Annotated in this window: 25 protein-coding genes; 7 read left to right on the top strand and 18 right to left on the bottom strand. The window is 41.2% G+C overall.

Annotated features, from left to right (window positions below; all coding sequences use genetic code 11):
- Window positions 1-652 precede the first annotated feature (652 nt).
- The 6 genes from CSW98_RS08520 to CSW98_RS17635 form a co-directional block, all read right to left on the bottom strand.
- On the bottom strand, window positions 653-1,093 hold the full coding sequence (locus CSW98_RS08520) for a hypothetical protein (protein ID WP_100800022.1): 441 nt from the start codon (window positions 1,091-1,093) through the stop codon (window positions 653-655).
- Window positions 1,094-1,204: 111 nt separating this feature from the next.
- Window positions 1,205-2,428 (bottom strand): hypothetical protein, encoded by a 1,224-nt coding sequence (locus CSW98_RS08515; RefSeq protein WP_078535141.1) that lies wholly within the window; start codon window positions 2,426-2,428, stop codon window positions 1,205-1,207.
- Window positions 2,429-2,935: 507 nt separating this feature from the next.
- Window positions 2,936-3,361 (bottom strand): GNAT family N-acetyltransferase, encoded by a 426-nt coding sequence (locus tag CSW98_RS08510; protein WP_100800021.1) that lies wholly within the window; start codon window positions 3,359-3,361, stop codon window positions 2,936-2,938.
- Between the two features lie 161 nt (window positions 3,362-3,522).
- Complete coding sequence (locus CSW98_RS08505; protein WP_100800020.1) at window positions 3,523-4,632, bottom strand: HNH endonuclease; 1,110 nt, start codon at window positions 4,630-4,632, stop codon at window positions 3,523-3,525.
- A 144-nt stretch (window positions 4,633-4,776) separates the two neighbouring features.
- The gene (locus tag CSW98_RS08500) at window positions 4,777-5,136 is read right to left on the bottom strand and encodes a VOC family protein (protein WP_029841057.1); all 360 of its coding nucleotides are present in this window, start codon (window positions 5,134-5,136) and stop codon (window positions 4,777-4,779) included.
- A 159-nt stretch (window positions 5,137-5,295) separates the two neighbouring features.
- Window positions 5,296-5,979, bottom strand: coding sequence for an HNH endonuclease (locus tag CSW98_RS17635; RefSeq protein WP_198517315.1), 684 nt, complete (start codon window positions 5,977-5,979; stop codon window positions 5,296-5,298).
- Window positions 5,980-6,092: 113 nt separating this feature from the next.
- Between CSW98_RS17635 and CSW98_RS08490 the strand changes: the two genes are divergently transcribed.
- A protein-coding gene (locus tag CSW98_RS08490) for an IS3 family transposase (protein WP_443083656.1) occupies window positions 6,093-7,204 on the top strand; the annotation gives its coding sequence in 2 pieces (ribosomal slippage) (window positions 6,093-6,354 and window positions 6,354-7,204; 1,113 coding nt in all).
- Between the two features lie 145 nt (window positions 7,205-7,349).
- Here CSW98_RS08490 and CSW98_RS08485 read toward each other — a convergent pair.
- The gene (locus CSW98_RS08485) at window positions 7,350-8,087 is read right to left on the bottom strand and encodes a hypothetical protein (protein ID WP_100800019.1); all 738 of its coding nucleotides are present in this window, start codon (window positions 8,085-8,087) and stop codon (window positions 7,350-7,352) included.
- Between the two features lie 246 nt (window positions 8,088-8,333).
- On the opposite strand from CSW98_RS08485, the gene CSW98_RS08475 reads away from it, so the two are divergent.
- Together CSW98_RS08475 and CSW98_RS08470 are read left to right on the top strand one after the other, a co-directional pair.
- Window positions 8,334-8,579, top strand: coding sequence for a type II toxin-antitoxin system CcdA family antitoxin (locus CSW98_RS08475; protein ID WP_053809770.1), 246 nt, complete (start codon window positions 8,334-8,336; stop codon window positions 8,577-8,579).
- Window positions 8,579-8,896, top strand: coding sequence for a CcdB family protein (locus CSW98_RS08470; RefSeq protein WP_100800017.1), 318 nt, complete (start codon window positions 8,579-8,581; stop codon window positions 8,894-8,896). Before CSW98_RS08475 ends, CSW98_RS08470 begins: the two co-directional genes overlap by 1 nt.
- Window positions 8,897-9,025: 129 nt before the next feature.
- Here CSW98_RS08470 and CSW98_RS08460 read toward each other — a convergent pair whose 3' ends face one another.
- The 5 genes from CSW98_RS08460 to CSW98_RS08440 all read right to left on the bottom strand — a co-directional run bounded on the left by CSW98_RS08460 (window position 9,026) and on the right by CSW98_RS08440 (window position 12,649).
- A complete protein-coding gene (locus tag CSW98_RS08460; protein WP_100800016.1) occupies window positions 9,026-9,295 on the bottom strand; it encodes a hypothetical protein in 270 nt (89 codons plus the stop codon).
- A 176-nt stretch (window positions 9,296-9,471) separates the two neighbouring features.
- On the bottom strand, window positions 9,472-10,140 hold the full coding sequence (locus CSW98_RS08455) for a hypothetical protein (RefSeq protein ID WP_100800015.1): 669 nt from the start codon (window positions 10,138-10,140) through the stop codon (window positions 9,472-9,474).
- Between the two features lie 541 nt (window positions 10,141-10,681).
- Entirely contained in the window at window positions 10,682-11,041 is a 360-nt protein-coding gene (locus CSW98_RS08450; protein WP_100800014.1) for an MmcQ/YjbR family DNA-binding protein, read from the bottom strand.
- 134 nt (window positions 11,042-11,175) lie between these two features.
- Window positions 11,176-11,922 carry a carbon-nitrogen hydrolase family protein gene (locus CSW98_RS08445; RefSeq protein WP_100800013.1) on the bottom strand — a complete coding sequence of 249 codons (747 nt, stop codon included), beginning with the start codon at window positions 11,920-11,922 and terminating at the stop codon, window positions 11,176-11,178.
- Window positions 11,923-12,058: 136 nt separating this feature from the next.
- Window positions 12,059-12,649 (bottom strand): hypothetical protein, encoded by a 591-nt coding sequence (locus CSW98_RS08440; RefSeq protein WP_100800012.1) that lies wholly within the window; start codon window positions 12,647-12,649, stop codon window positions 12,059-12,061.
- Window positions 12,650-14,540: 1,891 nt separating this feature from the next.
- On the opposite strand from CSW98_RS08440, the gene CSW98_RS08410 reads away from it, so the two are divergent.
- A complete protein-coding gene (locus tag CSW98_RS08410; protein WP_100800009.1) occupies window positions 14,541-15,515 on the top strand; it encodes an integron integrase in 975 nt (324 codons plus the stop codon).
- Between the two features lie 116 nt (window positions 15,516-15,631).
- Here the strand turns inward: CSW98_RS08410 and CSW98_RS08405 are convergent, their stop codons facing one another.
- From CSW98_RS08405 to CSW98_RS08380, 6 genes are all read right to left on the bottom strand, one after another.
- A complete protein-coding gene (locus tag CSW98_RS08405) occupies window positions 15,632-16,402 on the bottom strand; it encodes an IclR family transcriptional regulator (RefSeq protein ID WP_100800008.1) in 771 nt (256 codons plus the stop codon).
- A 112-nt stretch (window positions 16,403-16,514) separates the two neighbouring features.
- The gene (locus CSW98_RS08400; protein WP_100800007.1) at window positions 16,515-17,822 is read right to left on the bottom strand and encodes a TRAP transporter large permease; all 1,308 of its coding nucleotides are present in this window, start codon (window positions 17,820-17,822) and stop codon (window positions 16,515-16,517) included.
- 20 nt (window positions 17,823-17,842) lie between these two features.
- The gene (locus tag CSW98_RS08395) at window positions 17,843-18,358 is read right to left on the bottom strand and encodes a TRAP transporter small permease (RefSeq protein WP_100800006.1); all 516 of its coding nucleotides are present in this window, start codon (window positions 18,356-18,358) and stop codon (window positions 17,843-17,845) included.
- Window positions 18,359-18,428: 70 nt separating this feature from the next.
- Window positions 18,429-19,418 carry a TRAP transporter substrate-binding protein gene (locus tag CSW98_RS08390; protein ID WP_100800005.1) on the bottom strand — a complete coding sequence of 330 codons (990 nt, stop codon included), beginning with the start codon at window positions 19,416-19,418 and terminating at the stop codon, window positions 18,429-18,431.
- Window positions 19,419-19,453: 35 nt separating this feature from the next.
- Window positions 19,454-20,293, bottom strand: coding sequence for a 5-dehydro-4-deoxy-D-glucuronate isomerase (kduI, locus tag CSW98_RS08385; protein ID WP_100800004.1), 840 nt, complete (start codon window positions 20,291-20,293; stop codon window positions 19,454-19,456).
- 40 nt (window positions 20,294-20,333) lie between these two features.
- Window positions 20,334-20,570, bottom strand: coding sequence for a hypothetical protein (locus CSW98_RS08380; protein ID WP_157810368.1), 237 nt, complete (start codon window positions 20,568-20,570; stop codon window positions 20,334-20,336).
- Here CSW98_RS08380 and CSW98_RS08375 point away from each other — a divergent pair.
- The 3 genes from CSW98_RS08375 to CSW98_RS08365 all read left to right on the top strand — a co-directional run bounded on the left by CSW98_RS08375 (window position 20,551) and on the right by CSW98_RS08365 (window position 22,421).
- Complete coding sequence (locus CSW98_RS08375; protein ID WP_100800002.1) at window positions 20,551-20,853, top strand: PTS fructose transporter subunit IIB; 303 nt, start codon at window positions 20,551-20,553, stop codon at window positions 20,851-20,853. The two genes, CSW98_RS08380 and CSW98_RS08375, sit on opposite strands and share 20 nt — an antisense overlap.
- A gap of 15 nt (window positions 20,854-20,868) precedes the next feature.
- Window positions 20,869-21,705: a PTS sugar transporter subunit IIA gene (locus CSW98_RS08370; protein WP_100800001.1), complete on the top strand. Its 837-nt coding sequence runs from the start codon at window positions 20,869-20,871 to the stop codon at window positions 21,703-21,705.
- Window positions 21,706-22,022: 317 nt separating this feature from the next.
- Window positions 22,023-22,421, top strand: coding sequence for a VOC family protein (locus CSW98_RS08365; protein WP_100800060.1), 399 nt, complete (start codon window positions 22,023-22,025; stop codon window positions 22,419-22,421).
- The last annotated feature ends 25 nt before the right edge of the window (window positions 22,422-22,446 follow it).

The raw sequence follows: 22,446 nt of genomic DNA, 5'->3' as shown, positions 1-22,446 counted from the left end.
AGAGCCATATTCTATTCGATGGTTTTTACCATTTATATCTGTCACGTCTAGAATGCCACTTTCCCAATCATCGTACATTATCTTCTCCTTTTTAACTATATATCAAACACCTAACGCCCAACTAAAGGGCAAAAACCAAACCGATTAACCCAACCGAACCAGCCGAAACCTCAAAAACAAACCGAACCAAAAATGCCGCGTGTTTTTGTCCCTTTGAGTTGTTTGTTATGACGGCGGTTGCCGACGCTACCACTTACCAACTAACACTTGAAAGTCGCCCACGCTCTCGGCAAACCATGGTCAGCAACAACGCATACCTGTTGTGCCATTGGTAAATTCCGTCCAATAAGCCGGTAAACTTCGCAACACCAAATGATATGAACTAACCAATAAAGGAAAAACAACGTTGATCGATGAACTGAAAGCGTTGATTCTGCGGGCTAATCAAAACGCAAGCAAACCGACAATTGAAACGGCAAGACCAGTGTTCAGTAGTGTTTCCCTATATTTGAAAACCGACCTCATAACGCCCTGCTAATGGGCAAAAAACATATCATTGCACCCAATCTGACCAGCCGTAATCCCAAAACCAAACCGAACCAAAAATGGCGCGTGTTTTTTGTCCCTTTAAGCAGATTGTTAGCTTTTTAGCTCAACGAGCTTGCAGTTTTCTATGCAGAATACGATTGCTACTTTTCAAAGCGGTAAACTTGAATAAGAGAAATAGACAAAACATTCCTGCGACTTTAAGTATCATGTTTAACGGTAATTGCCAAAATTCCGGACTGGCGGCCCAAAAAATAATAAAAAATTCATAGCCAACACATACAAGTACAACAACATACCCCCAGACCATTTCCATGGTATCGAACCAATTCTGAGCCTTCGCAGGCATCATGTCATAAAGTGATGGAACCGAACGATTTTGTCGCAGGTTAAACTGCCTTGAAACAAAAGCCCAAACATCACCGATAAATCGTTGGACATGCTCGGTGTATAGAGTCTTGATGATAAAAGACAGCAATATTACCGTTGCCAAAATACTTACATGAGACTCAAATCCCAGTTCATGTAACAGACTCAATTCGCTCAATTTTCCTCCTTGAAAGCTAACGCCGCATTAAGGTGTGAGCGGCGCTTGGCTATACTTGAGCGGAGCGAAACTGCCAAGCGTTGCGAATCACTCTTAAATGCTTTGTTAAATTTACGATACACACAGGTACCCTAACTGAATCTCCAAATCTTCGATAAGCCAGTCTAACTTCTGAGGTGTTATATGATCAGGTTTACCTTTTGAAGCTCTACTCTGAATCCATTTACTTCGTTGATTTTGTGCCGTAATAAGGTCAGCCTTTGATAGAACAGTCTGAAACAATTCAGTATCAAAGCTCAGAATTGGAGAACCTTGGGAAGTTTTATTTTCGTAGAAAATAGTTTCCAAGCTAAACATGTCCCCAACGCTGAGAAGTTTATCTTCAGAAGTCACAACATATGCTGTATTCAACTCTGGCAAATGAGTAGGAGCCAATAGAAACTCAGGTAATCGGAGTAGAAGTAAATCCCAAGCTGTAGATTTAAGGTTTTTCTTCGCTTTTTCTGTCTTCATGTTTGGCTGAACACTTATAAACTTACCTGCAAAATTTGAGAAATAATACAGTGCCAAATTTAGCTCTCTACCCAACATTAAATCTAACTCGTTTAGTAGAAATGTTTCAAACTCATGATATTTATCTAAAATATTTTCCGAACTAAAACCCGGCTTCATAAAGTGAATAAGCACCATCTTCAAAAGACATGCATATGACAATTTAGTCAAGTTCCCCCACTCTTCGAACCATGCATTTTCAGCATAACTAAGAGCCCAATTTAAACCACATGAGTCTAAATCTTGTGCTCCATATAACTCACAGTAGTGCTCTACAGAATCCGGTTTATATATAATTTCATTACGATCAATGAAAGCACGTTCATCCATGCAGTGAAGTTTAAGGATAGAAGATAACTTTTCTGAAGATGTTTTAACAAACTGCTCTTTTGATGATTTTGCCCAATTTTCAGCTAAGTAGAAAAGCGGACTATAGTCACAATTTAGTTCAGAAACATGAACTAAAAAATCTCGAGTAACTATTCTCGTATCTTCATCGATCTTTCCTTTACCAGACACATAACGATGCAAAGCATCGACCACATGAGAATCAAGTACTAATGTTTGGACAATCCGTACTTCAAGTGGTTTCTTTTCTACAACATACTCGCGATTTAGAACTATTGGTCTTTTACCTTGAAACTGATCAATGATGCCTATCTTTTTACTGCCAGAGGTAAATTGTGAAGATTTTGCATAGAATTGAGCCTGATAGGGTGAAGTAGATAACTCATAAATATGCGCATCTTCCATTGAAGGTAATGAAAAAATGTTGAAGTCCACTAAACTCTCCTAAGTAAATTTAACGCCCAACTAAAGGGCAAAAACCAAACCCATTTGCCCAACCGAACCTGCCGGAACCTCAAAACCAAACCGAACCAAAAATGCCGCGTGTTTTTGTCCCTTTGAGTTGTTTGTTATGACGGCGGCTCCGAACCGACCAAAAACGGCTGACTCAAAGAATAAGATGAACGAGCATCAACGAAAAGATGCAAGACACCGCGATTCGATCAGCTTAACCCTCTTCAATTACAAATAATTAAAGCGGTGCGCCAACGGGTTAACAAGGCTCATTTTGCACCAGAGAGAATTTACAGCCGCAATAAAGAACAATTTGGAAATTACCCAAAAAACGGAACGCGGCAACCCCTCAAACCAAAAAGAAAGCCCGCCTCATAACGCCCAACTAAAGGGCAAAAACCAAGCCCATTCACTCAACCGAACCAGCCAAAACCTCAACACCAAACCGAACCAAAAATGCCGCGTGTTTTTGTCCCTTTGAGTTGTTTGTTATGTGCTTAAGCTCATAGTATATTCTAGATAGCCTGTATGCTCATCTTGTTGCTCACTGATCACCATAAACCCTTGAGACAAATAAAACTGATAACTGGCTTCGTTTGCTTTATAAACGGAAAGCGTCAACTTCTCTCTCTGAGTTTTAGCATGAGCCATTAGCTCCTTACCAATACCTTGGCCTTGCAACTCTGGGTGAACGAAAATTGCCGCAAGAGTATCTGCATATAGAGCATAGAAACCAACTACTTTCGACGCTTCTTCAAATACATACACATCTGAAGAAGGTAAATAAATATTACGCATGTTTTCTACTTGGGCTTGCCAAAACGATGGGGCCACAAAGTCATGGGCCTTTATTGAAGCAGAAAGCCAAATATCTAACACGGCATCTATATCTTCTATTATGTATTTTCTTATCATTTCAAACTCTTATTAACCTTACCGCACTAGCACATAACGCCCAATTAAGGTGTGAGCCACGCTACCACAACACTCAAATTGGACGCCGTAATCACTGAATTAGACCCAAACCAAAAATGCCAAGCGTGGGGAATCACTCTTAAATTGTTTGTTATACGATTTTAGCGCAAAGTCCTACTTTCCATAAATGGGCGCATTCTTTCCAGTGCTAACTTACACATTTTTTCATACTGCTCTTTAGTAAGCTCCTCACCTTTTGTTGCCCCACAATTTTCAAAACCAAATTGTACGGCATCATTGATTACACGATCTCTTTCTCTTTCATAATCGTGTTTGATTGCAGTATCTAAAATATGTCCCAAAGCCTTTTGAATAGCACCTTCCGGTATTAGCTTATAGTTATAGCAATCGTCTACCTGCTGAATATCAAACTGAAAGTCTATATTCACATTTAGTTCTGTACCATCCATAGGATTTATTGCGTAACAAGCTTCAAAGGGCTCACCTTGATAATTACTAGAAAGACATAGCGCCATACGCTGATACCCGAAGAGTTCAACATACCCCACGATACTATTATCTAGAGCATTTCCCTTCACATAAACACAATGAAGAGGAGTTCCAGCAGGTCTATCGATTATAGGATCAGACGAGTAATAATATCCAAAACACGGCTCTGTATTGTCGAACTTTAGGTAGTTAATTGCGTGCTCGCAACAGCGAGCGTCTACATTACATTCATGAATTACTGCTAATGCGCTTTTAACTAAGGATCGCCCCGCTTCAAGCCCACCAAATGATAAATTCACATTTATTGGTTCATCTGGATATTGCGTTCTATGGTTAACCTCAAAGTTAATGTTTGCTTCAGGATATTTCTTCTGAACACCTTTAATTCGCTTTTTGGCTTCTTGTTCATTTCGAGCGGTCATGTGAATACAAACCTTGCCATCAATATGAGTTTCTTCATACGTTGGTGCAGCATTTTGCATTTGTCCGTCATGAGCAAGTTTGATCTTTTGACCTGATGGCATTTCAAATGTTTGACTGGGAGCTTGGCCCCTTTCTCGTTTGATTCCTAGCAATAAACTTAGAGGGTTTAATTGCTTTGCGAGTTCAACTTCCCACTTCGAACCAGTTTCATTATTACAACCATTGCAGATAAACCCTGAAACTTTTCTTCTACCACCGATAGCATTAGGAATTATATGCTCTTTGGTATCATTTTTATCAGTGATTTCTACATCACATAATATGCAATTCCTAATCATAGGTGTAAAATTCTCCTAAATCGTATAACGCCGCATTAAGGGGTGAACAACGCCTCCACCTACCTAAAACATTGTGCCATAAACATTTAAGCTAAACTTTGAACCGAAACCGCCAAGCGTTGTGAATCCCTCTTAAATGCTTTGTTATACGCGGGCTTCCGACCAAACTGCGAACTCATTACCACTTGGTTCTAGAAAATGAAAACGGCAACCACCAGGGAATTCGAATATAGGGCGAATGATTTCACCACCACTTTGAACGACTTTATTTAGAGTACCTTCAATGTCAGAGCTGTAGAATACCAAAAGTGCTCCACCGGTATTAGTTTGGCTGCAACAATCGGCTTTGAAGAAACCACCGTCTAATCCCTGATTTGAAAAAGCTGTATATTCAGGTCCGTAGTCGACAAACTCCCAACCGAAAACTGAAGAGAAGAATGATTTTGTCGACTCTAAGTCTTTTGCGCCAAACTCAACATAATTAAGTTTCTCATGCTGATTCATTTCCTTGCTCCTTTTTGATTGTCCTGATAAGCGTATAACGCCTTGCTAAGGTGCAGATAACCACCACGAAACCTAACAAGACCACCGTAATCACTGAAGCCGACCGAGCTAAAAATGCCAAAGGTTAGCTGTCACTCTTAAGCAATTTGTTAGCATTCTTTACCAAAGTTCTGCACGTGTTTGCATCAAGTTGTCAGATAATTGTGCAGCTTTTCGTGATTGCTCGATGTCATACCACAAGTGATTAATGATTGCTCTATCGTAACTTCTATGTATACCTACAGTATCAAATAGCGAATAATCCGTATTATCGGCTAATTCTTGATTACAAAGCTCACATAGCGTCACTAGATTTCTTGAGGTAGTTTCACCACCTTTAGAAAAAGGGATTACATGCTGCATAGTTAATTTCTCAGTGTTCCCACACTTAACACAGCGATAATTATCACGCTCTAATACAGCGGCTTTTTTTACACTTTTGAAGCTTCGAGCAAGAGTTCCAGGTGAGACCAACGATACATCTGTATACACACCCGTTGATGATTCGATGCATTCATGTGCCTTTAGCCATTGCTGCATGTAACTTCGAGCGAACTCAACATCAACTATTGCCCACCCTTGTCCTCTTAGCCAATGATTGAAACTACTTATATCATTTACAATAAATGGATTGTGTCCCAATAGCCTTGCTGTTTCACTGAATCTATCTTTTGAAACCTCACTTGGCTTTCGAACTTCTTTATTATCTTTATAACCAAAAAAATATGTGAAAGTAGAGAAATAAACATACCCACCACATATCATTTTTAAGTCGAAAACGTACACCTCTTTATCACTATCCAAGTCTACGAACCTCACTATATTTCGACTGAATGCTAATGTAAACATCCCCTAAACTAGTGGCATACCATTTTAGAGTTCTTCGGCTTACACTGAGCAAATAAGGAGAACTCGCGATGAAAAAATCACGTTATACCGAAACACAGATCGTTAAGATTTTGAAAGAAGTAGAAGGTGGCCGTCTCATCAAAGAAGTCTGTAGGGAATATGGGATATCCGATGCGACGTATTACAACTGGAAAGCAAAATACGGTGGTATGGAAGCATCCGATATTAAACGGCTCAAAGAACTGGAAGATGAAAATCGTCGTCTGAAAGCGATGTTTGCTGAGTTAAGTTTAGAGCACAGAATTCTCAAAGATATTGTGGAAAAAAAGCTGTAAAGCCAGCGATTAGACGTGAACTGGTCGATTATGCGCGCCAAGTTCATAACGCGAGTTTACGTCTTGCCTGTCGCGCTGTTGGCATTAGCGATTCCGTATATCGGTACCAGTCCAAAAGTAATAATGACGATGAAGTGATTATTGAACTGCAAAAGGCCGTTGAGCGCTACCCAGCGTACGGTTTTGGCAAGTTACTCAAAATTCTTCGCCGTTGGGGTCACGTGTGGAACCACAAGCGGATATATCGGATTTATTGTGAATTAAAGCTTAATAAGCGTCGCAAAGGTAAAAAACGACTGCCTACACGGACACCAGAGCCACTTTGTGTCCCCATGACAGCCAATCAATGCTGGTCTATCGATTTTATGAGTGACAGCCTGCAATGCGGGCGTCGGTTTAGAACATTCAATGTCGTGGATGATTTTAATCGTGAAGTATTGGCGATTGAAGTTGATTTGAGTTTGCCATCACAACGAGTGGTACGAGTGCTTGAACGGATCATTGTTTGGCGAGGCTATCCTGAAAAGTTACGCATGGATAATGGCCCTGAGTTTATCTCGGTGACACTGGCAACATGGGCGGAAAAGCACGATGTTGAGCTGGAATTTATCCAGCCAGGCAAACCAACCCAGAATTCCTATATTGAACGTTTTAATCGAACATACCGTACCGAGATCCTCGATATGTATGTGTTCAGGACACTGACCGAAGTTCGGGAACTGACAGAAGACTGGATACGGGAATACAACGAAGAACGTCCCCATGATGCACTGAATGATCTGACACCATGGGAATATTTATCGAAATGTGAGCAGGCTGAAAACTCTAATTATGGGTGTAACTAATCAGGGGAGGTTTACACTAACGCCCAACTAAAGGGCAAAAACCAAAACCCATTCACTCAACCGAACCAGCCATAACCTCAAAAACAAACCGAACCAAAAGTGGCACGTGTTTTTGTCCCTTTAAGTTGTTTGTTATATGCGTTTTTTATTTGCCTAAGTTTACTAACTTTAACCCTATCCATGACAGACTCCAGTTGTAAACCAGTGCTCCAAACCCGCCTTTTACCAACTTACTAATTACAAATGTCAAACCAACAACAATTGCTACTGGAACTAGCATCAACGCAAAGGTCCAATACTTTGATAATTGAGATATGTCTAAATATTGTAAAGCGAGAAATATGGTTCCTATACATGAGCCACCACCAATGAAAAGAACCATATTTGTAAACATATTTAGTCTAAACTCGTCTCGTTCGACTAACTCTAATGCCATTAGTTTTTTGATACGATAGCGATCTTCTCTTGTTAGTCGTTTTTTGTGGTTAATTTTAAATAGAACCTTAGCATCACCACTACTTATTTGATTTAACTTATCCATCAATATTTCAGAATTGAAGCTATCATCAGAGTTTAATAACAAATTATGCCAAATATCAGAAAGCTCTTTATCCCTAGGGTCAACTTTTTCAACACTATCAGCCCACTTACCAAATAACTCTAACTGCTCAAATGGTAGATCTTTTTCTGGCTGTTTGGCTGCCTTTTGATGAACGGACTCAACGTGAGAAAACAGATTCTGTTCTCTGCGGTTAGCCTTTGCTTTTTCTATGCGCTCTTGAAGATAACTTTTTAACTCCCCCCCGAGGTAATCAGCACTAGGCTTAAAAAGTGACTCTGCAATAGATAAGGACAATTTATTAGACTTCTTTTCTTCTGACATTTCTAATCCTAAAGTTATAGATAAATCAGATTTTCATACTAGTAAAACTAAATCAAGTACTAAGCATATAACGCTTTGTTAAGGGGTGAGCCAACGCAATACCGATGCCTCCGCATACTACCTTAATCACCAAAATCAACGCATAGTAAAAATGCCACGCGTTGCGAATCCCTCTTGAACAACTTGTTATATGCTTGTCTTGCACCTATAATTTATGCGCACATATAATACGCATAGGTTGCTATCATGAGAAACACACATAGTACGCAAGCACCAAAAAAGGCTACGAACTTGAGCTTAAACAGTGAGTTACTCGCTGAAGCTAAGCGCTTAAATATAAACCTTTCAGCAACAATGGAAAAGGCACTTGAAAAAGAAGTAAGCCAACGCCTTAAAGCTGAATGGTTAGAGCAAAATGCTGACGCCATTAATGCTTGTAACGAGCTAACTGAAAACCACGGACTATTTTCCGATTCTTACCGAGTATTCTAATGTCACAATTTTCACTATACAAAAACAACGATAAGAGCACTGCAACTGCGTACCCATACTTTGTCGACGTTCAAACTGAATTGCTGGATACATTGAACACTCGATTAGTGATTCCTTTGACGCCTACAGAATTATTAGAGAAAAAAGCACCAAATCACCTATGCCCAATAATCCATATTGATGAAGGTGACTTCGTAATTCTTACGCATCAAATGGCGAGTGTTCCCACGAAAATTCTACGTGAATCAGTGAATGACCTCAGCACTTTTAGAAACGAGATCATCTCTGCTATCGACTTTCTGATTACTGGCATATAACGCCGCGTTAAGTAGTGAGCAACGCTACCACCTAACCTAAACCATTGCACCGTAAACACAAAACCCAACGATGGAATGAAAAATGCCATGCGTTGGGAATCTGTCTTAAACGCTTTGTTAGCTAAATTATCAGATGTTTTCTGAATGTTTGTCTATAAATGCTCTCGCTTCTCCACGTGTTTGAACATTGAGCGCCTCTTCTACAGCGCTTTCTGGAAGCTTATCTTTTTGAGCATAAATACTAGTTGCCGTTACTAGTGCAGCCCTAACTGACGGTTCTAACACATCTGAATCATAACCGTTGAAAAAATCTTGATGCGCTATCCAACGACCATCCTCCCCTTCAACAATGCTAAAGGCTCCTCGAACAAAACCTTCATCTTTAATGCCTCTTTCCATGTTCTACTCCTTTTTACAAATTAACTTCTTCAAAATTAGCGACATTAATCGCATTTAGCTAACGCCCAATTAAGGTGTGAAGCACGCGACCACTACATTCAATTTGACCGCAGTAAACACTGAACTTAACCCAAACCAAAAATGCCAAGCGTGCTGAATCACTCTTAAATTGTTTGTTATGTGTAATTTTTTCCCTTGAGTATCGACCTTACGAGCTCACCGATAGGAGTGACGTATAGGCTTGCTCCGCCACTTGTTACATATTTCTCACAATCGTCGTAATAATCACTATCTTTAACTACCACAGGTTCAAAATATACATCGACTAAACCAGTGTTAATAAATGTATTGTCAGAGTCAAAATCAATCGGTTCTGAAGACTCACTAGCAAACTCTAAAAAATCACCAATAAACATACCATCGATAATTCGACTAATTTTTAAAAATTGATTGTATGTAATTTCTCCAACGAGAAACTCAGAGAAGAATATTGCAATAACTTTACTCGTATAATGGTCTTCTGCTTTCTCTATGATATAGATAAGCTTCTCTCCAACTTTTACTTTGTAGTCATCCGAGTTATCAATTGAATCGATCATGATTCGGCGCTGTTCTACCGGAATATCAGACAACTCAGAAAGGAAAGAAACAAGCTTTTTCGTAAACAGAGCATCACGTACGCTGCCAATCGCATTGATACCACCTACAATACTAGAGAGAATCGGGATATCTCTTAACACACCATTATCTAAGATTGCATCGATACCAACTTCGCCAATATTTACCGCTAAATTGCTCAGATCATCTTTTTTAAGAGAGTCTTCTAACGACTTTGAAAGCTTCATTTTTCTCTGTTTCCAATGATTACACATAACGCCCAACTAAAGGGCAAAAACCAAAGTCCATTCACTCAACCGAACCAGTCGTAACCCCAAAAACAAACCGAACCAAAAATCGCGCGTGTTTTTGTCCCATTTAAGTTGTTTGTTATGACGGCGGCCCACACCAAACAAAAACCAGCCAATTCAGAGCATTAAGATGAACCGACCACGGCGAATAACTTAAAGACACCGCGTTTTTATTAGCTTAATCCTTTCCAGTTACAGATCAATAAAGCGGTGAGCCACGGAAGTTCAAAAGCTCATTATGCACCAGCGAAAGTCTGATGCCGCAATAAAGACGAGCCTGGAAAATCACCTGAAAAACGGATTGCGGCACGCCCTCAACCAAAAAGAAAGCCCGCCTCATAACGCCCGGCTAATGGGCAAAAACCAATATCATATGCACTCAATTTAATCAGCCGGAACCTCAAAAGCAAACCGAACCAAAAGTGCCACGCGTTTTTGTCCCGTTAAGCCGATTGTTATGTGCGTACCTACGACTTGGCTATTTCAACCCTAACTCTTGCTGCTTGCGTTTGCTAAGACCAGATAAAACTATACGATAAGACTCTGATAAATAATATTTTAGATCTTCATCTAACACATCGGATGTTTCAACTTGCTGAATCCATTTCATACCACGGCTTGCAAAATAAGGGGCTGGAATATAGCCGTCAGATACACGCAAGAATTCAAAGTTTAACTCTGAAGTTTTAAAGGTAAATGCAGGAAGACCTTTCTTACTGTGTGTGCCAATCGCAAATACCTTACCACCAACTTTCCAAACATCTGAACCTCCCCACTGAACTACATGGGTAGCAGTTGGAAAAGTGCTACAGAACTCATTGAATTCTCTATGATCCATGTGATTTCCCTTTTAGCACATAACGCCCAACTAAAGGGCAAAAACCAACCCCATTCACCCAACCGAACTAGCCGGAACCTCAAAAACAAACCGAACCAAAAGTACCGCGTGTTTTTGTCCCATTGAGTTGTTTGTTATGTTTTGGCTACACTTACCTCATGACCCGTTATTGTACACAAGACTAAGCATTGTTCTTTGGACTCGGAACTAAGTACAACTTGACCACTAGCATCCCAAACAGTGTCATTACCACAAGCAACCCAACCACCTGTTGGAGATATATGATTACTTAACAGAACCGGAAATTTGTGAGTAAAAGCTATATTGGATAGTATTTTTGCGTCTGCTTCAAAGCCTGAATCCGAGATTAACACACTTGCGATGTAAACGTCCGCATCTCGCTCAGCGACTCTGAAAGAGTGCTCAGGATATGAGAAATCCGCACATATAGCTAAGCCTATTAGATTACCTTTAACATTGAACAGGTAATCTTCAGAACCAGGTGAACAATACTTCTCTTCACCGTCATGTAAATATTGTTTTGAGTAAAAGTCGATTGTTCCATTTGGAAAGCAAATGACAGCACCAATCGTTGGCTTTATTGAGCTTTCTGTTTTTAGAGGACAACCAGCTATCACAATAAGATTATGTTTAACGGATGCTTGAGATAACTCGGCGAAGTTTAATGGTTCTTGGCTAAATGCCAACTCTTGAACGAGTTCTAATTCGTAACCCGTTAATGATAATTCTGGAAATAGGACAACGTCAGCTCCGAAAGATGATGACTGCTCAATCATCGCCAGATGACTTGATAGATTTTTAACCACATCACCTTTAGCGACTGGAACCTGAGCCAAACTAATTATGATATCCGATCTCAAAATTTCCCCTTAAAAACATAACGCCGCGTTAAGTGGTGAACAACGCGACCACCCAACCTAAACCATTGTGCCGTAAACACTAAAGCTGATTCAAACCAAAACTGTCAAGCGTTGTGAATCCGTCTTGAACGCTTTGTTAAGTTTCAGTTCGCTGCACAAACTCATTATAGAATTTCATTGCATCGTCTTCAGAACCCAAAGCGGTGCTGATGAGCATTTGCAAACTCCACAAACGCCCCGGAACGACTTCGTCTAAGTTTAAGTCAGCAGGATAACTCTCAGGGTCAATGGCCATTTCTAGATTCACAAACCACCAAATCTCGATCTTCCGTAATAAGCCCACCATATCATCAAAGCTTTTTGCCACATCAAAATCGCAACCTTGGGAAGCGAACTTAAATAGCTCATGCGTCAATTCATTACGATGGCGCTTGATACGCTCATATACTTCAATATCAGCGTCATCAATAGCGTCATGTTGCTTTAACCATAAAAGCGAAGCATAGGTTCGACTGCGGTTTAGCTTTAAAACTTTGAGCTTATAATCATCGCTAACAAGTGGGCCGTTTTCATCAAAACCATTTGTAAAGAACTCTCTAATTTTATCTTCGATGCTACTTTTTAGCATTTCGAATGCCATCGAGTGTACAGAAGCCGTGATTATGTTGTTCTTGAGCGACACTGGATTGAGAAACCTTTCCCATGACGCCTTTACTTCTTTATCCATTGCACCTGAACTCCGATGAAACTTAACGCCCAATTAAGGGGTGAGTAACGCAACACCGATGCCACCGCAAACCACCTTAATCACTAAAATTAACGCATAGTAAAAATGCCACGCGTTACGAATCCCTCTTGAATTGTTTGTTAGTACGCTGCCCCTAAATCCTTTGGCACACTCCAAGATATTGAAATATAGCATGAAACTTGTGGTTTAAAACGCTGAAGCTAAAGGGACAACTGCCAAACTAGAACTCAATCTCAAAACACAAGTTGGCGAGAAGAAAAACTTGCTTAACTGCCCTATTTTCGCCGTGTTAAAATTAGCAAAGGATACGGGCTTTAGAACTAAACAACCGCGCCAAAGTAAATCCGTGTTGACGAAAATTTCCCAACACCAAAGAAACCACACCAAAGAAATAGCCCGAAAGTTAGAAACCGTAAACGGTGAAGTCAAAGCAAACACTCCGCATATAGTGCCACCGGAAAGAACGTGAAAGGCACAAATGTTCAGGTGTAAAGCTAGGCAAAGAAACCGATAAACCCCGAAAATTTTACCGTGGATGCCCATCCAGTACTAACGCCCAATTAAGGGGTGAGTAACGCAATACAAAAGCCGCTGCAAACCGCCTTAATCACTAAAATTAACGCATAGCAAAAATGCCACGCGTTACGAATCCCTCTTGAATTGTTTGTTAGTACGCTGCCCGTTAACCTTTGGCACACGCCAAGATATTGAAATATAGCACGAAACTTGTGGCTTAAAACGCTGAAGCTAAAGGGACAACTGCCAAACTAGAACTCAATCTCAAAACGTAAGTTGGCTAGAAGAAAACCATACCAAACTGCCCTTGTTCACTGTTTTTAAATTAACAAAGGATACGGGCTTTAGAACTAAACGACCGCGCCAAAGTAAATCCGTGTTGACGAAAATTTCCCAACACCAAAGAAACCACACCAAAGAAATAGCCCGAAAGTTAGAAACCGTAAACGGTGAAGTCAAAGCAAACACTCCGCATATAGTGCCACCGGAAAGAACCTGAAAGGCACAAATGTTCAGGTGTAAAGCTAGGAAAAGGAACCGATAAACTCCGAAAATTTTACCGTTGATACCAATCCAGTACTAACGCCCTGTTAAGGGGTGAACAACGCAATACCTAAGCCGCCGCATACCACCTGAATCACTAAAACCAACGCATAGTAAAAATGCCACGCGTTGTGAATCCCTCTTGAACAGTTTGTTAGTACGCTGCCCGTTAATCTTTGGCACAAGCCAAGATATTGAAATATAGCACGAAACTTTTGGCTTAAAACGCAGAAGCTAAAGGGACAACTGCCAAACTAGAACTCAATCTCAAAACGCAAGTTGGCGAGAAGAAAAACTTGCTTAACTTCCCTATTTTCGCCGTTTTCAAATTAACAAAGGATACGGGCTTTAGAACTAAATGACCGCGCCAAAGAAACTCGTGCTCTGACGAAAATCTCTCAACACCAAAGAAGCCGCACCAGAGAAATAACCAGAAAGTTAGAAACCGTAAACGGTGAAGTTACAACAAACTCTACACATATAGTGCCACCGGAAAGAACGTGAAAGGCACATTTGAACAGGTGCAAAGCAAGGAAAAGAAACCGATAAACACCGGAAATTTTACCTTTGATGCCAATCCAGTACTAACGCTTCTTAGACAGAGCAAATCCATATAATACCCAGCCTTCCACGTCTATCTAACTTCCTTATATTAACCATTAACACAAGAATAGCACCAATAAATCATGATCTTAAACCATTAACATTGGGGGAACTGATAGATGTTAAGTGGATTTCATCCTTTTATCACACTTTTGCGAAGCAAAAATAACTTACCGTAAAAAGACTGCTAGAAAAAGATGAATAGATTATGAAAACCAATTCCCCTTTTCTCAACCATATTATTGAATTTATGTACTCCCGACATTATGCTAAAAAAACCATTGAAGCTTATCTGCACTGGATAAAACTATATATTATTTTTCATCAAAAACAGCATCCTGAAAAACTCAGCAATTGCCATGTAGAACAGTTTTTAACCTACCTAGTTGTAAAAAAGAACGTTGCAAAAAAAACGCAGGCATTAGCCTTAAACGCTATCAGCTTTCTGTACAGGGAAATTCTCTCCCAGCCACTTGAACTCAATATGCGTTTCAGGCGTTCGGAACTTGAACAAAAAATTCCAGTGGTATTAACCCGAATAGAAATAACCCGGCTACTAGTGTCAGTAAAACCAGAGCATAAACTGATGACTCAGTTACTCTATGGGAGTGGTCTAAGGCTCATGGAACTCATCAGACTGCGCTATCAGGATATTGATTTTGACTATGGCCTGATACGAATCTGGCAGGGAAAGGGCGGGAAAAACCGCGAAGTTACATTAGCACCGGAACTATACAACCCACTGAGAGACCAACAAAAAGTCGTAGAACTATACTATAAATATGATATCCAGAATCCGGACTATCGTGGCGTCAATATGCCAACAGCAACAGAGAGAAAATACCCGAACGCAGGAAAAACACTGCTCTGGCAATACCTCTTTCCATCACGCAAGCTGAGCTTCGATCCGAAGACTAATTTGGTCAGGCGACACCACGTTAACCCATCGTCGTTACAAAAAGCCATTAAACAAGCATCAAAACAGGCTCAGATACAAAAAAACGTTACCTGCCACACCTTGCGGCACAGCTTCGCTACGCATCTACTAGAATCAGGCGCTGATATAAGAACAGTTCAGGAACAACTAGGGCATGCTGATGTTAAAACCACTCAAATATACACCCACGTACTGGAAAGAGGGGCGACGGGAGTTACCAGCCCCTTATCTCATATACTCAAATAAAAGGAAACCACATAAACTATAAAACCCACACATATACCAAAATGGATACAGTAGTAAAAACTACCCCCATTTAGATCACTAAAACAAACCCATACTTGAACACTAATCAGAAAAAATCAGGGAATAAGGTTCTGACTTAGTTTCTGCGCAACCTCCAGCAATCTTTCTTTTGCATGTTCAATATCTTCAATATGATGATGTACTGTTTTTGAGTTCAGCGTCATATACGGAATCGTAATCACCGCCATAATATCACCCAATACACCGATAACCGGAACACTAATATTGGTAACACCCGAGATCTGAGGACTGGCTCCGATAAAATAACCACGCTCAAGTGTCAATTCAACATGTTCAAGCGCATCTGCTATCTCTTCTTTGGTAGCATCCACTTTATTCAAGATCGCTTTTCGCTTTTCTTCCGAGCTGTAACTCAGCAATACCACTCCAGAACCAGAGCCACAGACATCCAGCTTAGCGCCTAAACGTAATCCAAAACCCATTTTATAAGGACTTTCCTGCCGGGCTATAACCACCAGTTCCCCGTTCTTATAAGTACTGAGATGACAGGACTGATTCAGTTTATGACACAACTCTTCCATCAATGGCTCTGCTCGTTTCAGTAACTGCGCAATAGGCGGATGCTGATTCGACAGTGCAAACATCTTTAATGTCAGGGAATAGCTTGATGTATCACCATCAAATTCTATGTACTGTTTTTCAATCAGAACCGACAGCATACGGAATATCTCATTTATACTACGATTCAGTTTTTCCGCTATCTGCTTTTTGCTCAGAGGCTCACCTTCAGAAGCCAGCAACTCCAGTATTTCCAGCCCTTTTTCCAGCGCCGGAGCCCGGTATTCGGTTTTTTTTATATTATCCATTTAAGTATCGGTTCCTAATCACCCGACAGAGAGTCAGAAAGCAATGTGTAAGAACAGATTATACCCAAGCTGCCCTTGAATAGGTATCCGCGGGCAGCCTGAATAACACCTTCTATTTGATCAACCCCATCATTTCCGGAATCGTCATGGAGACAGCAGGAATATAAGTCACCAACATCAGCACAAAGATGATAGCCAGGAAGAAAGGCAATAAGGTTTTTACCACCTGGTCGATATTAATACCGCTAACTTTGCACCCGGTAAACAGAATCGGACCGACAGGTGGAGTAATCGTTCCCAGAGACAAGTTAAAGACCAACAGAATACCGAACTGCACCGGATCCATACCCAAATCCATACAAATAGGCAGAAAAATCGGCGTAAAAATCAATACTGCCGGTGTTGGATCCATAAACGTACCGATAAACAACAATACAACATTAATAATCAGCAGAATAATAATCGGATTATCAGTCAGAGACAGAAGAGAACTGGCGATCATCCCTGGGATCTGGGTAAACGCCATGACCCATGACATAATGGACGATGTTGCCAACATAAATATAACAATGGCCGACATCTTTGCTGTGTGCAGAAAAATCTCGGGTAGTTTACGTAGATCAAGAGCACGATAAATCAGACTCAAAAACAGCGAATAGACAACAGCAATAGCAGATGCTTCTGTCGCGGTGAATACACCACCTAAAATACCGCCAATCACAATCACTATCAGAGAAAGACTGGGAATCGCTTCCAGAGAAACTTTAATACAGTCTGCCAGCGACATCTTGTGCTGAGCAATATAACCTCGGCGTTTTGCCATAAATCCAGCAATCAGCATTACAGCCAGTCCCCACAGGATACCCGGTATATACCCTCCCATAAACAGAGCCGATACCGACACACTACCTGCTACCGTTGCGTATACGATCAATGTATTGCTCGGCGGGATCAGCATGCCTGTTGGCGCAGAAGCAATATTGACAGCCGTACTGAAAGCCGGGTCATAACCTTCTTCTTTCTGAATCGGGTTCATAATTCCGCCAACGGCCGCCGCAGAAGCGACACCGGAACCACTAATAGAACCGAACAACATATTAGAAACCACATTGGTCTGTGCCAGTGAACCAGGGAAAAAACCACTGATGATCTTAGAAAAATTAATCAGCCGGATGGCAATACCACCATTGTTCATAATATTTCCGGCCAGAATGAAAAAAGGAATCGCCAGCAGAGCAAAAGAATCCAGACCGACAAACATACGCTGAGCAGACGTCACCATTGCACCCTGACCGGGAAGAATGGATAACATGGCAGCAAAAGAGGATATTCCGACACTGATACTGATCGGAGCCCCGATAATTAAAAAGAACAGAGTACCGCTGAACATAATCAGTGCGGCAGTGGTTGCTACGTCCATAACCAAACTCTCATATAAAATTAATGTAACTGTCTCAGACGACGGAATAGCCGAAGCTCGTTATAAAGGAAATAAAAAATAATGATTCCTCCACTGATAGGGATAGCCGCATAAATGGCTCCCATGGGGATCTGCAGAGCAGAATCCAACTGCCACATCTGACGTACTGATGTGCTGTAACCGCCAACGATCATAATTGACAAAGCAAATACTGCGGTTGCCAGTTCAGTAAGCATATCGAGAAGAATTCTTATCCGCTCTGGAAACTTATACTGAATAAATGTAATTGCCATATGTTCTCTGAGTCCGAAAACATAAGCGCTGCCGAACAGGATCAGCCAGATAAACAGGTAACGGGACAATACCTCACTGACAGCACTGGGACTGTCAAACAGATACCGAACAACTACCTGATAGGTAACCATTACCGTCATCGTCCCGACAATAAAGATACAGGCAGACGATATAATTTTATCTACCAACCATTTAAGGGCTTCCAGCCCCTTAAAAAACAGATTTTCATTACTACTTAGCATAAAGACAAACCCTGAGCAGAGGGAATAAACCGGAGATTCTGTTCCGGCTTACTCTCTCTACAACTGTGATTTACGACATAGAGTTAATTTTCTCGAACAAGGCTTCCTGCTCTGAGGTTTCAATCAGATCACTCTGCAGTTTCTTACAGCTTTGCTGGAATGGTTTGATGTCCACTTCAGTAAAGGTTGCCCCTTTATCCTGTGCTGTTTTTTTCGCGCTTTCGATCCGGTCATTCCAAATCTTGAATTCAACCGGAGTGCTTTCTTTCGCCAGCTTTCTCAGAGTCTTCTGATCTTCCTCAGACATAGTAGACAGGAAGTAGCTACTAACAACCAGCAAATCCGGAACCATCAGGTGACGAGTCGCTGAGAAGTAAGGCGCTACTTCATACTGTTTCAGATCCGAATAAGTGATCTCATTATTTTCTGCACCATCCAGAACGCCCTGTTGTACAGCTGTATACACCTCACCCTGACTCATAGGGACACCGGTTCCACCCATGCAGTCAAGCATTTTGATCATAGTGTCGGACTGCATTACACGGATTTTTTGGCCTTTCATATCAGCAACGGTTTTTACCGGAGCTTCTTTGGTATACATACTGCGCGCACCGGCCGTATAGGCTGTCAGCACTTCAAAACCAAATTTCTGTGTAGATGCAAACAAGCTGTCTAACTCACCAGAGGTAAATACTTTTTCCTGATGCGCAGGACCGGTGTATATATATGGCATTGCCAGCACACGAAAAGTCTTGTCATAGTTTTCAACCAGAGGGTTAGCCACCATTGCCATCTGAATCGCGCCATTTTGCACTAGTTCTAAAGCTGCTCGTTGATCACCCAGAAGTTCATTCGGATAAATTGTCAGTTTGTAACGACCATCAGTTTCAGTAGACAGTTTTTTACCAAACTCCTGTAACGCCAAATATTGTGGATGTTTATCGGACTGGTTAAATGCCGCTTTAATTTCAGTTGCAGCATTTGCCAACGAAGCAAAGCTAAGCGAACTTCCAACTGCAGCTGCCAGTACAGCGAACTTCAATACTTTTGTTTTCAACATGAGATGTCTCCATAGAGGTACAGGTTTAGTTATAATTAACGGATTTGGTTCATATCGACGAAGTCCATATCGTCAAAAGTCTGATTCTCGCCCAGCATGCCCCAGACAAAGCTGTAATTCTCCGTACCGCATCCGGAATGGATAGACCAACTTGGGGAAAGAACCAGTTGCTTATCACGGACAATAATGTGCCGCGTTTCCTGCGGTTCTCCCATAAAATGGAAAACCACTTGTTCAGGTTTAATGTTAAAATACAGGTAAGCTTCCATGCGCCGTTCATGGGTATGCGCTGGCATCGTATTCCAGACACTTCCCGGTTGCAGATGCGTCACGCCCATACACAACTGGCAGGTAGGCAACACTTCCGGGTGAAGATATTGATTAATCACCCGTGCATTAGCATTCTTCTGATCACCCAGTTCAACTTTTCTTGCGTCTTCGCGGGTAATAAGTCTGGACGGATAGGTGTGATGCGCCGGAGCACTCAAACAATACAATATGGATTTATTGTCTGCCTGCAAAGAAACAAACTCGATAGCTTCTTCACCTTTTCCCAGATACAGCACATCCAGATAATCAAGAACATAGGTATGTTCTTTGGTACGAATTTCTGCTTTTCCGCCCAGGTTCAATACGCCCAGCTCGCGGCGTTGCAGAAAAAATTCTGTGCCGAATGCTTTCTTATCCACAAAATCATCCAGCTTCAATACATCGTCCCCCGGAGATACGCCAATAGCGACAACCCGGTCAATATGGCTATACACCATATTGATACTCGCCTCTTTAAATAAAACCTCTGTTAAAAATTCATCTCTAAGACGCTGAGTATCATACTGTTTTGCGTCAACAGGATTACTGTTGTAATTGATAAACATACATTGACTCCTTAGGTATAGAAGTCATCTTACCGCCTATTCATATTTGATCAATATCGATCAAATATGAATAGGCTTTTTTGCGATCCTTTTCAGAAAATTTTTTGAAACGGCGTTCATTTTTATGACTCATGTCTATTTTTCTGTTCGAATCCCTCTTTTCATTAATCATAACTGTTCCCTTTCCTTCTTTTGTTTCCGAAGCAGAAACGCTATAAACTGTCAGGATCCCTTTAACAATAAATAAAAGAGATAACATGAAAATAGTTGCCGTCACAGCCTGTCCAACAGGCATTGCCCATACCTACATGGCTGCCGATGCCCTACGTAAGGAAGCACAAAAAAGAAACATTCATATAAAAGTGGAAACTCAGGGAGCCATGGGGATCGAAGATCAGCTCAATTCAACCGATATTGCCCATGCGGATCTGATACTGATTGCCTCCGATATCGAAGTAGAGCAACGGGCTCGTTTTACCGGTAATAAGATACACTGCGTCACGATTGAAGAAGTACTGACTGACGTATCCGGCGTATTAGATCGCTGTCAGGCTCTATAAAGACAAGTGGAAATAATGAGAATAGAGAGGCGTATTACCTTTGTCATCGGCTCTGATGGCTTTGCTGCGTGGAAACTAAACCGGCTGAAAACTCTGGCGGGTTATTTTCGCTCTGTCATTTTATTGCGTAACATTACCACCAACGAAGCATCCAATGCAGAGCATACTTTAAAAGTCATAAGCCTTGGTTGTAAAAACGGCGATCTGTGTCAGTTATGGATTGAAGGTTCAGACGCAGAACTTGCCTGTATGGTGTTGACCGATTTTATTGCAGATCAGTTTGATATCATCAATACCTCACACAAACGCAGTGAAGATTACACAAATTCAATTATCGCACACCACCCTTCCTTCCATCTGCCATTCCCGCTGGATTTCCGGTTTGAAGCCTGCAAATTGCACCCCGGGATAAATAAAACGGTACTGATTTCAAACATAAGTACAACTCTCAATCCAGCGATGGCTCAGGCTGTCTTTGCCGCCATGCTGAAACGGGAAGACGTGTCATCAACAGCAATCGGTCACCAGATAGCTCTGCCACATGTCATACTCGAAGGGATTAAGCAGGCTTCTATTGCCGTATACCGTCTGAATCAGCCGCTGGACTGGTATTCAAGAATGGGATCCGTCACGACAGTTGTAGCTCTGCTATTACCCGCTCCGCCAGATATGAACATCATCAAAGCTTTTACCAGCATTAGCCGTACTCTGCTGAACCCGGAATTTTGTCACCTTCTGACCAGCACCACTGAACCAGAAGCAATAAAAGCCATCCTTCTGCACACAATGTCAATGGGCTGTACCATCGACCGCAGTACTGAGCAGAATATAAATAATTCACAAGATAAATAGATTTTAGTGAACTTAAATATTCACTATGGACTTTGCACATTCGAACACCTCTAAATAAGCATCAATCTATTCACATATGAAGAACAAAAAACTGAGCACATTCCCTCTGCCTATTCCCATAATAAAAAAGGGTAAACAGACCATATCTTTTTCAATTAGTCATTATTGTTAATAAACATAGTGAATCAGCCTCTTCTTTATCAGCATTGTGATATTGATCTAGTTAACAAAATAATTCAATCCTGTGAATTTTTATTGCAAAAAACACCGATTACACGTTAAGGTGTTCTTAATTTTTCTAAAGGATGGGAGATATCATGATTTCAAAAGATGCCGTACTAAGAGTGACCAGAAGAACTGACAATCTGGAAACTATCGCTGACATGTATAAAAAAGCTCTGGGTTTTGAATCGTTGGCTGAATTTAAGGATGAAGATGGCTTTGATGGTGTTGTTCTCGGTCACCCGCATCACAATTATCACCTTGAGTTTACTAACCGTCATGGTGCCTCAGAGCCAAAAAAAGAAGCTGACGAAGGTTTTCTGGTTTTCTTCCTGCCATGCAGTCAGGAATGGGAATGGGCATGTCGTTCAATGATCGATGCCGGGTTCTCATATGTTACGGCAAGGAATCCGGTCTGGCGTAAGCTCGGCAAAACATTCGAAGATGCCGACGGAAACCGGGTTGTTATTCAGAATCGCGACTGGGCGATGTAATTTTTCGGGCTCACCGATCCCTCTC

The organism is Vibrio sp. HA2012 (genome assembly GCF_002812955.1).
Classification (GTDB): Bacteria; Pseudomonadota; Gammaproteobacteria; order Enterobacterales; family Vibrionaceae; genus Vibrio.
Note: the sequence above shows the minus strand (reverse complement) of the source record. Positions and strands in the feature narration are given on the sequence as shown.

Coding starts and splice junctions, on each gene's coding strand:
- CSW98_RS08510 (WP_100800021.1), bottom strand. CDS start 3,361: ATGATAAGAAAATACATAATAGAAGATATAGATGCCGTGTTAGATATT.
- CSW98_RS08505 (WP_100800020.1), bottom strand. CDS start 4,632: ATGATTAGGAATTGCATATTATGTGATGTAGAAATCACTGATAAAAAT.
- CSW98_RS08500 (WP_029841057.1), bottom strand. CDS start 5,136: ATGAATCAGCATGAGAAACTTAATTATGTTGAGTTTGGCGCAAAAGAC.
- CSW98_RS08485 (WP_100800019.1), bottom strand. CDS start 8,087: ATGTCAGAAGAAAAGAAGTCTAATAAATTGTCCTTATCTATTGCAGAG.
- CSW98_RS08475 (WP_053809770.1), top strand. CDS start 8,334: ATGAGAAACACACATAGTACGCAAGCACCAAAAAAGGCTACGAACTTG.
- CSW98_RS08470 (WP_100800017.1), top strand. CDS start 8,579: ATGTCACAATTTTCACTATACAAAAACAACGATAAGAGCACTGCAACT.
- CSW98_RS08460 (WP_100800016.1), bottom strand. CDS start 9,295: ATGGAAAGAGGCATTAAAGATGAAGGTTTTGTTCGAGGAGCCTTTAGC.
- CSW98_RS08455 (WP_100800015.1), bottom strand. CDS start 10,140: ATGAAGCTTTCAAAGTCGTTAGAAGACTCTCTTAAAAAAGATGATCTG.
- CSW98_RS08450 (WP_100800014.1), bottom strand. CDS start 11,041: ATGGATCATAGAGAATTCAATGAGTTCTGTAGCACTTTTCCAACTGCT.
- CSW98_RS08440 (WP_100800012.1), bottom strand. CDS start 12,649: ATGGATAAAGAAGTAAAGGCGTCATGGGAAAGGTTTCTCAATCCAGTG.
- CSW98_RS08410 (WP_100800009.1), top strand. CDS start 14,541: ATGAAAACCAATTCCCCTTTTCTCAACCATATTATTGAATTTATGTAC.
- CSW98_RS08405 (WP_100800008.1), bottom strand. CDS start 16,402: ATGGATAATATAAAAAAAACCGAATACCGGGCTCCGGCGCTGGAAAAA.
- CSW98_RS08400 (WP_100800007.1), bottom strand. CDS start 17,822: ATGGACGTAGCAACCACTGCCGCACTGATTATGTTCAGCGGTACTCTG.
- CSW98_RS08395 (WP_100800006.1), bottom strand. CDS start 18,358: ATGCTAAGTAGTAATGAAAATCTGTTTTTTAAGGGGCTGGAAGCCCTT.
- CSW98_RS08390 (WP_100800005.1), bottom strand. CDS start 19,418: ATGTTGAAAACAAAAGTATTGAAGTTCGCTGTACTGGCAGCTGCAGTT.
- kduI (WP_100800004.1), bottom strand. CDS start 20,293: ATGTTTATCAATTACAACAGTAATCCTGTTGACGCAAAACAGTATGAT.
- CSW98_RS08375 (WP_100800002.1), top strand. CDS start 20,551: ATGAAAATAGTTGCCGTCACAGCCTGTCCAACAGGCATTGCCCATACC.
- CSW98_RS08370 (WP_100800001.1), top strand. CDS start 20,869: ATGAGAATAGAGAGGCGTATTACCTTTGTCATCGGCTCTGATGGCTTT.
- CSW98_RS08365 (WP_100800060.1), top strand. CDS start 22,023: ATGATTTCAAAAGATGCCGTACTAAGAGTGACCAGAAGAACTGACAAT.